The 14,084-nt window shown below is 70.6% G+C and carries 12 protein-coding genes; 9 read left to right on the top strand and 3 right to left on the bottom strand.

Annotation, left to right across the window (positions count from 1 at the left end):
- Positions 1-73: 73 nt before the first annotated feature.
- Entirely contained in the window at positions 74-3,187 is a 3,114-nt protein-coding gene (locus tag AB0P29_RS05960; protein ID WP_363379061.1) for a S8 family serine peptidase, read from the top strand.
- A 61-nt stretch (positions 3,188-3,248) separates the two neighbouring features.
- On the opposite strand, the gene AB0P29_RS05965 is transcribed toward AB0P29_RS05960, so the two are convergent.
- Positions 3,249-3,677, bottom strand: coding sequence for a hypothetical protein (locus tag AB0P29_RS05965; protein WP_363379062.1), 429 nt, complete (start codon positions 3,675-3,677; stop codon positions 3,249-3,251).
- 69 nt (positions 3,678-3,746) lie between these two features.
- Between AB0P29_RS05965 and AB0P29_RS05970 the strand changes: the two genes are divergently transcribed.
- Entirely contained in the window at positions 3,747-4,376 is a 630-nt protein-coding gene (locus AB0P29_RS05970) for a DUF1684 domain-containing protein (protein ID WP_064001242.1), read from the top strand.
- On the opposite strand, the gene AB0P29_RS05975 is transcribed toward AB0P29_RS05970, so the two are convergent.
- Positions 4,268-4,546: an aldo/keto reductase gene (locus tag AB0P29_RS05975; RefSeq protein ID WP_363379063.1), complete on the bottom strand. Its 279-nt coding sequence runs from the start codon at positions 4,544-4,546 to the stop codon at positions 4,268-4,270. The genes AB0P29_RS05970 and AB0P29_RS05975 overlap by 109 nt on opposite strands.
- On the opposite strand from AB0P29_RS05975, the gene AB0P29_RS05980 reads away from it, so the two are divergent.
- Positions 4,481-4,648, top strand: coding sequence for a hypothetical protein (locus AB0P29_RS05980; protein WP_253034987.1), 168 nt, complete (start codon positions 4,481-4,483; stop codon positions 4,646-4,648). The two genes, AB0P29_RS05975 and AB0P29_RS05980, sit on opposite strands and share 66 nt — an antisense overlap.
- Before the next feature lie 215 nt (positions 4,649-4,863).
- Here AB0P29_RS05980 and AB0P29_RS05985 read toward each other — a convergent pair whose 3' ends face one another.
- On the bottom strand, positions 4,864-6,345 hold the full coding sequence (locus AB0P29_RS05985) for a protein kinase (RefSeq protein ID WP_363379064.1): 1,482 nt from the start codon (positions 6,343-6,345) through the stop codon (positions 4,864-4,866).
- Positions 6,346-6,556: 211 nt separating this feature from the next.
- Between AB0P29_RS05985 and AB0P29_RS05990 the strand changes: the two genes are divergently transcribed.
- From AB0P29_RS05990 to AB0P29_RS06015, 6 genes are read left to right on the top strand one after another with little or no spacing between them, the layout of a single operon-like run.
- The gene (locus tag AB0P29_RS05990; RefSeq protein ID WP_359918269.1) at positions 6,557-7,660 is read left to right on the top strand and encodes an FUSC family protein; all 1,104 of its coding nucleotides are present in this window, start codon (positions 6,557-6,559) and stop codon (positions 7,658-7,660) included.
- A 41-nt stretch (positions 7,661-7,701) separates the two neighbouring features.
- Positions 7,702-8,877 carry a GAF domain-containing SpoIIE family protein phosphatase gene (locus tag AB0P29_RS05995; protein WP_363379065.1) on the top strand — a complete coding sequence of 392 codons (1,176 nt, stop codon included), beginning with the start codon at positions 7,702-7,704 and terminating at the stop codon, positions 8,875-8,877.
- Complete coding sequence (locus AB0P29_RS06000) at positions 8,874-10,868, top strand: glycosyltransferase (protein ID WP_363379066.1); 1,995 nt, start codon at positions 8,874-8,876, stop codon at positions 10,866-10,868. The genes AB0P29_RS05995 and AB0P29_RS06000 overlap by 4 nt, the downstream gene beginning before the upstream one ends.
- A complete protein-coding gene (locus AB0P29_RS06005) occupies positions 10,853-11,185 on the top strand; it encodes an STAS domain-containing protein (RefSeq protein WP_363379067.1) in 333 nt (110 codons plus the stop codon). Before AB0P29_RS06000 ends, AB0P29_RS06005 begins: the two co-directional genes overlap by 16 nt.
- A complete protein-coding gene (locus AB0P29_RS06010) occupies positions 11,175-11,594 on the top strand; it encodes an ATP-binding protein (RefSeq protein ID WP_363379068.1) in 420 nt (139 codons plus the stop codon). The genes AB0P29_RS06005 and AB0P29_RS06010 overlap by 11 nt, the downstream gene beginning before the upstream one ends.
- Before the next feature lie 43 nt (positions 11,595-11,637).
- Positions 11,638-14,082, top strand: a complete 2,445-nt coding sequence (locus AB0P29_RS06015; RefSeq protein ID WP_064001251.1) for a UvrD-helicase domain-containing protein — start codon at positions 11,638-11,640, stop codon at positions 14,080-14,082.
- Positions 14,083-14,084: the final 2 nt, after the last annotated feature.

The following is a 14,084-nucleotide window of genomic DNA, read 5'->3' on the forward strand; positions in this document are numbered from 1 at the left end:
CGGCCGCGGCATCCGATCGGATCCCGCCCAAGCCAGCCGAGCGCTCTTCCCAGAAGGAAAGGCGGTCCCCCCCTTGCACCGACGCATCCTGGCGGTTGCGGGCGTCCTCGCGCTCTCACTGCCCACCACCGCGGCCCTCGCCGCGACACCGAACGACGACCCCACCGCGCGGTTCGACCGCAGCACGTCGACCGGCGCCCTCGACAGCGACATCTCGGCGGCCGCGATCGACCCCGATCGGCAGGTGTCGGTCGTCATCGAGATGGAGGGCGAGCCCGTCGCCGTCGTCGAGGCCGAGGAAGGCCGCTCGCTGAGCAAGACCGAGCGGACCGACGTGAAGAAGGACCTGAAGGCCGCGCAGGACGCCATCCGCGGCGACATCACCCAGCGCGGCGGCAAGATCCGCGCGCAGATGCAGTCCGCCTACAACGGCATCCAGGCCATCGTGCCCGCCGCCGAGCTCGACGACGTCGCCGCGCTCCCAGGTGTCGTCGCGGTCCACCCCGTCGTGACGCACGAACTCGACAACGCCGTCTCCGTGCCGTTCCTCGGGGTCCCCTCGGTCTGGCAGAGCACCGGATACACCGGTGAGGACGTCAAGGTCGCGATCATCGACACCGGCATCGACTACACCCACGCCGGCTTCGGCGGCCCGGGCACGGTCGAGGCCTACGAGAAGGCCGCGGCCGCCTCGGATGCGCCCGCCGACCCGAAGCTCTTCGGGCCGAGCGCCCCGCGCGTCAAGGGCGGCATCGACCTCGTCGGTGACGACTACGACGCCGGCGGCACCGGCGACGCCCTCATCCCGAAGCCCGACAACAACCCCCTCGACTGCGAGGGCCACGGCTCCCACGTCGCCGGCACGACCGGCGGATCGGGCGTCACCACCGACGGCAAGACCTACACCGGTCCGTACGACGAGACGACGCCGTCCGTCGACTTCCGGGTCGGACCGGGTGTCGCGCCCGAGGCCGACCTGTACGCCGTCCGCGTGTTCGGCTGCGACGGCTCGACCGACGTCACCATCCAGGCCATCGACTGGGCCGTCGACAACGGCATGGACGTCATCAACATGTCGCTCGGCTCGTCCTTCGGCCGCGGCGACGACCCGAGCGCCGTCGCCGCCGCCAACGCGGTCGGGGCGGGCGTGGTCGTCGTGGCGTCGGCCGGCAACTCCGGACCGAGCCCGTACCTCACCGGTTCGCCGGGCAGCGGTGACGGCGTGATCGCGGTGTCGGCCGTCGACAGCACGGCATCCTTCCCCGGCGCCACCCTCACGGTCGGCGGCAAGAAGGTCCAGGCGATCAACGCGAACAGTGCCGCGCTCGACGACGTCGGGCAGCTGACGGTCGTGCGACTGACCGACGACCCCGCGACCACCGCCAACGAGGCGCTCGGGTGCGCGGCATCCGACTACACCCGTGCCGGCATCACACCGGGCGGCGGCCAGATCGCCGTCGTCGAACGCGGCACGTGCGCCCGCGCGGCCAAGCCGATCTTCGGGCAGCAGGCCGGAGCCGAGGCGGTCGTCATGGTGAACTCCACGAACGACCTGCCCCCGTACGAGGGTGTCATCACGGAGAACCCCGACGACGGCACGCCGTACGAGGTCACGATCCCGTTCTTCGGCGTCCGCTCGTCCGACGGTGCGGCCTTCACCTCGGGGGCGGCCGTGACCGTCCAGGCGGCGCAGATCGCGAACCCCGCGTTCCGCGATTATGCCTCGTTCAGCTCGTCCGGTCCGCGCAGCGGCGACAGCTCGATCAGCCCCGACGTCGCGGCGCCGGGCGTCTCGATCTCGTCGGTCGCCGTCGGCACGGGTGGCGACGCGTCGGTGCTCTCGGGCACCTCGATGGCCGCCCCGCACGTCGCCGGCGTCGCCGCGCTGACGGTGCAGGCCCACCCGACGTGGGACACCGAGCGGATCTCGGCGGCGATCGTGTCGACCGCCGACCCGGACGGCGTCGCGCGGATCAACCCGACCCGCGGCGGCGTCGGCCTCGTCGACACCGCGCAGGCGGTGCGGACGACGGTGACCGCCACGGGCGACAGCTTCCGCACCGACAGCGGTCGTGTGCGCGAGGCGGCGCTGAGCTTCGGCTTCGACGAGTCGAGTTCGACGCTCGGCGGGACGAAGAAGGTCACCGTCCGCAACGACGGCAAGAAGAGCGTGACCTTCACGGTCTCGACGCAGGCCTCGCCCCAGTCGGTGAAGGCCAAGGTCACGACGAGCACCAAGAAGGTGACGGTGAAGCCGGGTCGCACGGAGAGCGTCCGGGTGACGGTGTCCGCTCCGGCGTCCTCGGTGCCGGGCTCGCTGAGCGCGGACGACCAGTTCTCGTTCGCCGAGATCTCGGGTGATGTCGTGTTCACCGCGCCGGGGTCGACCCTGCGCGTGCCCTACCTGCTCGTCCCGCGCTCGAACAGCGACGTGACGGTGAAGGGCTCGCTCAGCTCGCGCGGCCGCGTGGCCGACGCCGACCACGTCCTCGACCTGCGCAACCGCAAGGGTGCGCTGGATGCGGCAGCGGACGTCTACACCTGGGGTCTGACGGACAAGAAGGATGCCCCGAAGGCGATCGCCGACACGGGTTACGACCTGCGCGCCGCGGGTGTGCAGTCGTTCGCGACCGCGAGCGGTGACCAGCTGGCCGTCTTCGCCGTGAACACGCACTCGCGGTGGTCGAACGCTGCGAGCAACGAGTTCGACGTCGTCATCGACACGAACCGCGACGGCACGCCCGACTGGGTCGTGTTCTCGTACGACTCCGGCGCCGTGCGCAGCGGTTCGGTCGACGGTGTCGCCGAGGTGTTCGTGCAGAACGTGAAGACGGGCGCGCTCACCGCGAGCGGGTTCCTCGCGCAGGCGCCGACCGACAGCAGCACGATCCTGCTGCCGGTGAACCTCGCCGACCTGAAGATCACGGGGCCGTTCGACTACACCGTGCAGTCGTTCAGCCTCACGACCGATGGCAGCGACGCGTTCGCGGGGACGGCGACGTACAACCCGGGCGATCCCGCGATCACGAACGGGCAGTACGAGGTCGTGCCGAAGGGCGGCCGGGCCTCGGTGACCGTTCGCACGGACGCCTCCGCCTACGCGGCCCAGAAGCCGCTCGGCGCGATGGTGGTCGTCGTCGACAACGAGTCGGGCACCGACGAGGCGCTGCTCGTCCCGGTGAAGTAAGGCCGGATTCACGAGAGGGGCGGTGCGTCAGCGGACGCACCGCCCCTTTCGGCATCCGTCGTCAGCGCTCGCAGAGGCGGGGCTCGTCACCCGACCCGAAGCGGTAGTCGAGTGTGCGGCCGTCGGCCCGCACGACGACGCGATATCCGTCGACGATCGCCTGCGTGTAGGACATGCCGGGGGAGGGGCACCCGAGCGAGCCGTCCGAGAACTCGACCCGCTCCGCCGACACGAGGACGGGCTCGCCGCCCACTCCGCGCGCGGCGAGATCGGCGACGATCGCCTCCCACTTGGCCGGCGGGAGGTCGGCCGGCGATCCGGTCGGGCCGAGCGGGGCGGGGCTCGCCGTGCGGAACGGCGGTCGTGCGGAGGGGCTGGTGTCGCTCGTGTCGCCGGGGGAGGGCATCGAGGTTCCTTCCGTCGCGCAGGCGGCCAGGGTGAGCGCCGACAGCAGGATCGCTGCGGCGAGGGCGGCGCGTGGTGCGGGCATGATTCTCCTCCCGGCGAGGTTACGCCGGGATCCGGCCCGGAGACAGTGCCGGCCGCATAGCCTGAAGCCATGACCAGCGCTCCGGCACGCACCGCTCTCGAGGTCGCCGACTGGCGTCGTCGCGTCTTCGCCCTGTACGCGGAGGTGCGGGCGGCCGGCGATCCGCGACGTGCGCACGACCGGTGGCGGGCGGAGCGCGACGACCTGTTCGCGCGGCATCCCGCCAGCCCCCTCCTCCCCGAGGACCGCGACGGCTTCGCGGGACTGCCCGTCGCGCCGTACGACCCGGCCTGGCGGTTCGAGGTCCCGCTGCGCGAGGCGGAACCCGGCGGATTCGAGTTCCCGACCGGCACCGACGGCGTCGTCCCGTTCGAGCGCATCGCGGTCGTCGACCTGCCGGAGGTCGGCAGCCTCGACGTCTGGCGGTTGACGACCTACGGCGGCGGGGTCTTCATCCCGCTCCGTGACGGCCTCGCCGGCGTCGCCGGGGGGACGTACGGCGGCGGACGCTATCTGATCGACACGATCAAGGGTGCGGACCTCGGGACGGATGCCGCGGCCGGCACGATCGTGCTCGACCTGAACTTCGCCTACAACCCGTCGTGCGCGTACGACCCGGCCTGGGCGTGCCCGCTCGCGCAGCCGGGCAATGTGCTGGCCAGGGAGGTCCCGGTCGGCGAGCGGTACGCCGCGTCCTGATCGCCTCCGGGCGCCGGCTGCTTCGTGACGCCGACGGCACGGATCACACCCTGTGCGCGCAGATCGAGGAGGGCAGGCAGCGCCTCGCGTGTCGTCTGCTCCTCATGGTCGTCGGGATCGTGGAGGTAGACGATGTCGATCCGGTCCGTGCCCAGACGGGTCAGGCGCACGTCGAGAGCAGCATCGACAGGCGCACGACGGACATTCCAGATGAACTGTGGGTAGAACTCGACGCCGAAGGACTCGCTCCGGATCTGACGAAGGGGAACTGACAGAGGCTGTCCGGTCGAGGCCCAGGTCGGTCGACCTCGCGATTCGATCGATCAGACCTCCGACGCGACGGCGGGAGTCGAACCCGCTTCACATCCGGTATGACCCGGTGCCCGGGACCACCCGGACCGTCGCGATGACCTCACGCTAACCCGAGGCTCCGACCGGCGGTCGGGTCATGACCCGGGATGACGTCAGGTGTCCCCGTGTGACGCGTTCATTCTTTCGCGCCCTTGCCTTTGGCGTTGTCGTTCTTGCCGTTCTTGTCCTTGTCCTTCGCGTTCTCCTGACCCTTGCCGACGTTCGGGGTCTTCCCGTGGACGGCGGCGTTGTCCGCGGCGCGCTCCTTCGCCTTCTCGTTCGCCTTGTCCTGCGCCCGCTGGCTCGGTTCGTCACCGGCGTCTTGAGAGTTCTCGGGAGCGACGCCCGATGCGGGCTGTGCGGGAGCGACCGACTCGGTCGGGGTGTCCCTCGTCGACGCCTGGTCGTCGGGCTGATCGACGGTGACGACGGCGGAGTCGCTGTCGTCGTCCGCGACGAGCTCGGCGGGGGCCGGTGTCGTCGGCTCGGTCAGCGTCTGCTCGGGCGCGGGCGCCTCACCCGGCGTGCCGCCGGCCCAGAGAGCGCCGACGAGGATGTGGACGGCGACGAAGGCGGTCGCCGCCCCGGTGAGGAGCCAGACGCGCATCCGCCGCGTGCGACGTGCCGGTCGCGAGGCGCGGCGGGTGCGGGGGACGTGATCCTGCAGGGCGGTCGGCGCGGACGCCGCGCCGACGACCGCGGGTGCCGCAGTCATCGCGTCGAACGCCTGCGTGTCCTCGTCGAGGGTGACGGTGGCGGGCCGCGCCGGGCGGACGAGGTCGCGCGGGAGTGAGCGGGCGCGGCAGGCCACCTGCGCCGCGGTCGGCCTGTCGGCGGGCTCGCGCGCGATCATCGACGCGATCAGCTCCGACCACTCAGGGCCGAGCCACACCGGGATCTCGGGGGTCTCGACGAGGCGAGCCATGACACGACCGATCCCGGATGCCTCGGGGAAGGCCCGGTCGCCCGTGATCGTCTCGAGCAGCAGCAGACCGAGAGCGTAGACGTCGGCGGGGGGACCGGCGGGTTCGCCGCGGACCTGCTCGGGGGCGAGGTAGGCGGCCGTTCCGATGACCGTGCCGGGGCTCGTATGCCGTGTGCTGTCGGCGAGGTAGGCGACACCGAAGTCGGCGAGCTTCGGCCAGAATCTGCGCCCCGGCGCCGTCGATGCGGCGAGCAGCACGTTCGACGGCTTGACGTCGCGGTGGACGATGCCCGCACGGTGGACCGTGTCGAGACCCGACGCGAGTTCCGCGGCGATGCCGGCGGTCTCGGAGGCATCCAGGGGGCCGTCCTGCAGCGCGACGGCAAGCGACGTGCCCTCGACGAACTCCATCACGAGGTACTGGGGCTGGCCCGGGACGACCTTCGCGTCGAAGAGCGTGACGAGGGACGGGTGGTTCAGGGACGCGAGCAGGGACATCTCGGTGTGCGCGCGCGGCGGGGTCGCGGGATGCTCCGACTCGGTGCGCATGATCTTGATCGCGACGGTACGGCCCAGGACGACGTCCTCGGCGCGGTACACCCGCGCCATGCCGCCCTGACCGACGCAGGGCCCGAGGACGTAGCGCCCATCGAGCATCCCCGAGGTGATCGGTTCGGCGGGCGGTTCGGTCACGTCCACTCCTGCGGGTGTTCCGGGCTGCGGCGGGCCCGTCGGTACGTCGCCTGCGGCGCGACGGTCCGACGGTATGACCTCTACGGATTCAGGTCTGGCGGCTTGACTCCGGGCTCGTTTGGTGTATGCACCGCACGCCGACGGCTACGACGCCGCCGCCGTGGACGCAAGGGGGCCGCGGGGGTGGCGTGTGCGCGGCTACGGTTCCGGCATGGCCCCTTCGCTTCCTCGACGCACCGCGGCGCAGGTCGCGCTCGGCGTGCGTCGGGCCGGAGGCGACGTGTTCACGCCGCGACGACTGATCCTCGCGCTCAAGACCGCCGTCGCGGCTGCGGTGGCGTGGTTCTTCGCGCCCCTCGTCCCGTTCGCCGACGCGGACTACTCCTACTACGCGCCCCTCGGTGTGCTCGTCAGCATGTACCCGACCGTGGCGGACTCCGCCCGCGCGGGCGTCCAGTCGCTCGTCGGCCTGGCCTGCGGCATCGCGGTCGGGTTCGGAGGCCTCGCGATCGTCGCCTCGGGCGCTCCGGGGATCGTCGCCGTCGGTGCGGTGGTGCTGGTCGGCGTGGCGGTCGGCGGCATCCGTGCCCTCGGTGTCGGCCGGGACTGGGTGGCGCTGGCCGGGCTCTTCGTCCTCCTGCTCAGCAAGAACGATCCCGACGGTTTCTCGTCCTCGTACCTCGCCACGATGGCCTTCGGGGTGCTCGTGGGGGTCGTCGCGAACTACGTGCTCGTGCCGCCGCTGTACCTGCAGTCGGCGCGCGACCGGTTGTCCGAGCTGCGCGCCGCCGTCGCCACCGCGCTCGACCGTGCGGCGGACTCCGTGGCACAGGGCCGGCCCGACGCCGGGGTGCTGCGCGAGGACGGCGAGGCGCTCGCCGAACTGTCGATCGCGGTGTCCGCCGACGTCGACGAGGCGTCCCGGTCCGAGCGCGCCAACATCCGCGCCCGCGGTGTCGGCGGTGTGCACGACGAGAACGCGCAGCGGTGGTGGGGTCTCGAGCGCGCGACGTATCTCGCCCGCGACCTGCTCGACGTCCTGGCGCAGCACGAACGGCTCGACGAGCGGCACGGCGATCCGCAGGCGCTCGCCACGGCGATGAGGTCCGTCGCGGACCTGCTCGCGACGCCGCCGGGAGACGCCGAGACGGGGGCGCGGACGGATGCCGCGTGGCGCGACATCGACGCCTACGGCGCGTCGCTGCCCGCCCCCGACGAGGCCACCGACACGCACGACCAACCGGGGCTCTGGCTGGCGGCGACGCTGGGACGGATGACCGACATCTCGATACGGGTCTCGGACGCCCTGCCCTGACCAGGTTGCGACGCACAGGAGACTCATATCAGAGTGGGGGGATGACGACGGTGGACGTGGATGCGGCGGCGCGCGAAGCGGCGAGGCAGCGCGCGCTCGAGCAGCTCGACATCCTCGATCACCCGACGGACGAGCGTGTCGACCGCGTCACACGGCTCGCCCGCGAGATCTTCGGTGTGCCGATGGTGAGCGTCACGCTGCTGGACGACGACCGGCAGTGGCGACTCTCCGAGCAGGGGTTCGATGGGGAACGCGAGGCCCCGCGCGAGGGCTCCTTCTGCGGCGCGACGGTCGAGCGGGGATCGATGCTCGTCGTCGAGGACGCGGCATCCGACGGGCAGTTCCGAAGCAATCCCTTCGTCGTCGGCGATCCGCACCTGCGCTTCTACGCGGGCCAGCCCCTCGAGGCGCCGGGCGGCGAACACATCGGCACCCTCTGCATCCTGGACACGAAACCCCGGACGCTCACGGAACCCCAGCGCGAGCTCCTGCGCGAGATGGCGCTCTGGGTGCAGTCGGAGATCGCGCGGGAGCACGAGTTCGACCGTGCCGGCGAAGTGCAGCGCGCGCTCCTGCCGAAGCGCGCGCCCGAGGTGGCCGGCTTCACTCTCGCCGCCGACGCGATCGCCTCCGGCTCCGTCATGGGCGATCTCTACGACTGGTACCTGCACGAGGGACGGCTGCGGCTGACCCTCGCCGACGTGATGGGCAAGGGGATCGGCGCCGGACTCATCGCCGCAGGTGTGCGCGCCTCGCTGCGCACCGCCCGTGATCGTCCGTTGATCGCCGCCGTCGAAGACCTCGATCGCCAGGTCTCGGACGACCTCGCCGATCTGCACATGTTCGTCACCGCCGTCGTCGCCGATGTCGATGGCGCGACGGGCGACGTCGAGCTCGTCGACGCCGGGCACTCCCTCTCGTTCGTGGTCCGGGCCGATGACACGTGGCATCCCGTGCGTTCGACCGGTCTGCCGCTCGGGATGGGGATCGAGGATGCCCGCACGTCCGCGCGCCTGCGGTTGGAGCCGGGCGACGCCCTGCTGTGCTGCAGCGACGGCGTCCTCGACATCCTCGACGTCGACGACCCCTTCGGTCAGGTGCTGCGCGCACTCCGCCAGCGGGGTCCGGCGGGTGCGGTCGCCGAGGGCATCGCGCTCGCACGCGAGCGGAAGGCCCCCGACGACGTCACCCTCATGGTCGTCCGGCGGGACGCATGAGCGGGCGTTTCCTCGCCATCCGCGTGCTGGCCCTGCTGTCGGTGCTCCTGGGGCTCAACTACGTGCTCTGGCGATGGCTCGCGTCGGTCAATTGGGAAGCCTGGTGGATCGCCGTGCCGCTGGTGGTAGCGGAAACGTACAGCCTCGTCGACACGATCCTGTTCGCGGCGACGATGTGGCGGGCGAAGGAGCGTCCGCGTCCCACGTCGCCCCCGCAGGGGACGGTCGACGTCTTCATCACGACCTATAACGAGCCGATCGAGATGGTGATGGCGACGGCCCTCGCAGCGAAGCGCATCACCTATCCGCACCACACCTGGATCCTCGACGACGGCGCGCGAGACGATCTGGCGCAGGCAGCCCGCGAGGCCGGCATCGGCTATCTCACCCGGTCGGCCGACTGGGCGGACAAACCGCGCCACGCCAAAGCCGGCAATCTGAACAACGCCCTCCTGCAGACCGATGGCGAGTTCCTGTTGATCCTGGATGCCGACCAGGTGCCCGACCCGCTCATCCTCGAGAACACGCTCGGCTACTTCGCCGACGACCCGCAGGTCGCGCTCGTGCAGACGCCGCAGTGGTTCGTCAACGTCGCCGAGGCGGACCCCCTCGGGAGTCAGGCGCCGCTGTTCTACGGTCCGATCCAGCAGGGCAAGGACGGCTGGAACGCAGCCTTCTTCTGCGGGTCCAACGCGATCCTCCGTCGCGACGCGCTCATGCAGCTCGGCATCGTCGGGTACGTGCGCGACCTCGAGGACTCGGTCGTCACTGCGCTGAAGGCGTCCCAGCGGATGCTGCGACGCGCGGCATCCGATCGCTCCCTGACGCCGGAGGTCACCGCTGAGGTCCGGCGGCTCGGCGAGGCGGTGCAGCGGGCCCGGGCGGAGCTGGCCCTCGGCGGTCCGATCGCGGAGGTGACCGCAGCCGTCCACGCGGAGGTGCAGGCAGCATCGCGGCGCCTCGTCGACGCCGACATGGCGGCCATCCGCGCGGACGTCGCCGAACTCGCGGCGCTCGCGGTTCAGCGCGATGCCGAGCTCGACGCGTTCGTCGTGGACGAGAGCGCCCTCGAGTCGCTGTCGGTGCGGGAGATGTCGCCCCTTGCCACGATCGCGGCCGTCGACGCCCTCGTCGAAGCCGTGCGCGTCGATCGCCCCGGCGAGGCGCAGCCCATCCAACCCCTCGCGACCATCTCGGTGACCGAGGACATGGCCACGGCGATGCAGCTGCACGCGCTGGGCTGGAAGAGCGTCTACCACCACGAGATCCTCGCCCGCGGTCTCGCCCCTGAAGACCTGCGCACGATGCTGAAGCAGCGGCTGCGGTGGGCCCAGGGCACCATGCAGGTCCTGCTGCGCGACAACCCGCTGCGCAAGAAGGGTCTCTCGGTCGGGCAGCGGCTGATGTACTTCGGCACGATGTGGAGCTATCTCAGCGGGTTCGCCGCGGTCATCTACCTCGCGGCCCCGATCATCTATCTGCTCCTCGGCGTCCTACCGGTGACCGCGTGGTCCGTCGACTTCTTCGCCCGGTTCCTGCCGTACTTCATCGTCAACCAGATCCTCTTCGTGGTCGTCGCCAAGGGGATCAAGACGTGGCGCGGTCAGCAGTACTCGCTCGCGTTGTTCCCCGTGTGGATCGCCGCGTGCGTCACGGCGTTCGCGAATGTGGTGCTCGGGAAGTCCCTCGATTTCGTCGTGACGCGCAAGGACGGTCGCGCGGCCGGCGGACCGCCCTGGCGCGAGATCTGGCCGCAACTGACGGCGATGGTCCTGCTCGCCATCGCGACCATCGTGGGGATCGGCCGCGTCATCGCGGGCACCGCCGACGGTACCGGCACCCTCGTCAACACCATCTGGGTCGGGTACGACCTCGTCGTCCTCAGCGTGCTCATCCAAGCCGCTCGGTATCAGGGCTTTCAGCCGCCCGTCGCCGCGGCGGAACCCACCGCATCCATCGAACAGAAGGAGCCTCCGTGGACATCACCGTGACACCCGCCGACGGGTACGCCGTCGTCGCGGTCGAGGGACGACTCACCGCGCCCGGTGTGGCCCGCTTCCGAGACGCCGTCGACGACGCGATCGCGGCCCGCTCGGCGCGGGTCGTCGTCGACCTCTCCCGCACGGAGTTCATCGACTCCTCCGGCATCGGGGCCCTGATCGGTGGGTTGAAGGCGGCTCGGCTCGCCGACGGTGACCTCCGAATCGCGGACGTCCCCCCGGCCGTGGCCCGCGTCCTGACACTGACGAACCTCGACCGGGTCCTTCGGGCATACCCGAAGGCGGAAGCCGCGTTCGATGGGCAGTGATCCGGTCGTCCGAGAGGTCATCGGCCCGGCTGAGCTGGCGCTGGTCGATGCGGTCCACGATGCCCTGGATCAGATCTGGCGGGACGCCCCCGGCGTCACGGACGAGGACCGGATGCTGTTCGCCCTCGCCGTGAGCGAGGTCGCGACGAACGTCGTCGAACATGCCGCGGGTGACGAGCGTCCGACCGTGTCGATCCGGCTGTCGGCCGACGACACCGAGCTGGTCGCCGTCATGTCCGACGACGCCGATCCCGCCCTGATCCGGCTCGATCAGGTGACCATGCCCGGCGCGGACGCCGAATCGGGACGGGGCCTCGCGCTCGCGCTCGCCGCCCTCGACGAACTGCGTCACGAGACCGACGACGGCAACGTCTGGATCCTGCGCAGGGAGCGACGCCCGTCGGCGTGAGCCGCGGATCGATGTCGGTGGGCGAACGTAGACTCGTGGGGACATGAGCGACTCCATCAAGCCCGTGATCGTCGGCGCCGGAGCGTCCCGCCCCGCCGGCGATTCCCGACCCGACGAGGACCTGCTGGCAGGGCTCAACCCGCCGCAGCGCGAGGCCGTCATCCACCGCGGTCCGGCGCTGCTGATCATCGCCGGCGCCGGCTCGGGCAAGACGAGCGTTTTGACTCGGCGCATCGCGTCGCTGCTGCGCACACGGGAGGCGTACCCCAGCCAGATCCTCGCCATCACCTTCACGAACAAGGCCGCGGGTGAGATGCGCGAGCGCGTGCGGCAGCTCGTCGGCGAGAGCGCCCAAGGCATGTGGATCTCGACCTTCCACTCCGCCTGCGTGCGCATCCTGCGCCGCGAGGCCGACCAATTCGGCTTCACGAAGAGCTTCACGATCTACGACTCGGGCGATTCCCGCGCCCTCATCAAGCGCCTCGTGAAAGAGCACGAGGGCGACTCGTTCGGCTTCACCCCCGCGGCCGTTCAGGGTCGTATCTCCAAGCTCAAGAACGAGTTGGCGGATGCCGAGTCCTACGCGCGCCAGGCGAACATGAGCGACCCCGCCGAGCGCGTCTTCGTCGACATCTTCGCCGACTACCAGCGCTCGCTGCAGAAGGCGAACGCGTTCGACTTCGACGACCTGATCGCGCAGACCGTCTACCTGTTCCGCGCGTTCCCGCACGTCGCCGACGTCTACCGCAAGAGGTTCCGGCACATCCTCGTCGACGAGTACCAGGACACGAACCACGCCCAGTACGCGCTCATCCACGAACTGACCCGGCCCGTCGTCGGCAAGGCCGGTGACGCCTTCTCCAGCGGCGGCATGATGATCTTCGAGCCCGATGAGGCGCCTGAGGTCGAGGGAGCGTCGCTCACCGTCGTCGGCGACTCCGACCAGTCGATCTACGCCTTCCGCGGGGCGGACATCCGCAACATCAGCGAGTTCGAGCGCGACTTCCCCGGCGCGAAGGTCGTGCTCCTCGAGCAGAACTACCGCTCGACGCAGAACATCCTGTCGGCCGCCAACGCCGTCATCGGCCACAACTTCGACCGCAAGGACAAGAAGCTGTGGACCGACGTCGGCGACGGCGACCCGATCATCGGCTTCACCGGCTACTCGCAGCACGACGAGGCGCAGTTCGTGGCCGACGAGATCGAAGCGCTGCACCGCAAGGGCGTCGATTACGCGCAGATGGCGGTGTTCTACCGCACCAACTCGCAGTCCCGTGCGCTCGAGGAGATCTTCATCCGCTCGGCCGTCCCGTACAAGATCATGGGCGGCACGAAGTTCTACGAGCGCGCCGAGATCAAGGACGCGCTGGCCTACCTCGTCTCGGTCGCGAACCCCGCCGACGAGATGGCGGTGCGCCGCATACTCAACAAACCCCGCCGCGGCATCGGCGACGTCACCGAGACCGCGATCGCCCGCTATGCGGCATCCGAGGGGATCACTTTCCGCGACGCGCTCGCGAACTCCTCCGCACTCGGCGTCGGCGCGAAGGTGCAGAAGGCGATCGCCGACCTCGACGCGGTCCTCGCCGAGGCATCCGAGATCATGCTGCCGAGCTCGGGCGAGATCGCGCCGTCGACGTCGGTGACCGAGGGGCTCCACGTCCTGCTGAACAAGTCCGGCTACTACGACGCCCTGCGCATGTCGAAGGACCCGCAGGACGAGGCCCGCGTCGAGAACCTCGACGAGCTTGTCGCGGTCACGCGCGAGTTCGCCCGCAACAACCCCGACGGCACGCTACTCGACTTCCTCACCGAGGTGACCCTGGTGTCGGATGCCGACGACCTCGACGACGCCAGCGGTTCGGTCTCGCTCATGACGATGCACACCGCGAAGGGCCTCGAGTTCGACGCCGTGTTCGTCACCGGTGTCGAGGAGGACCTCATCCCGCACCGCATCTCGGCGGGGGAGCCCGGCGGGCCGCAGGAGGAGCGGCGTTTGTTCTACGTCGCGCTCACCCGCGCCCGCAAGCGTCTGCACCTCTCGTTGGCGATGACCCGCGCGCAGTTCGGCGAGGTGTCTGCGGCGATGCCGAGCCGCTTCCTGCAGGAGATCCCGCACGAGCTCATCGACTGGCGGCAGTCGCCCGGCGACGTGAACTCGCGCGGCGGGACGCAGTCACGGGCGCTCAACGGTCGGTCCGGCTCGCGATTCGGCGGCTCGAACCGCTACGGGGACGACCTCGTGCCGCTGCCGCCCCGTGAGAAGTCCGACGCGCTCGCGAAGTTCGCCAACCGCATCCCGGCGAAGATCCGCGACAACGGCGACATGGAACTCGCGGCGGGCGACCGCATCCGTCACGACGATTTCGGCGAAGGCAAGGTCGACATGGTCACCGGCGAAGGCGCGAAGCGCGTCGCGCACGTGCGCTTCGACACCGCGGGTCCGAAAAAGCTGCTGATCAAGGTCGCGCCCATCACCAAGCTGTGAGG

The sequence above is a fragment of the Microbacterium sp. NPDC080220 genome (assembly GCF_040686395.1).
Lineage (GTDB): Bacteria > Actinomycetota > Actinomycetes > Actinomycetales > Microbacteriaceae > Microbacterium > Microbacterium gawkjiense.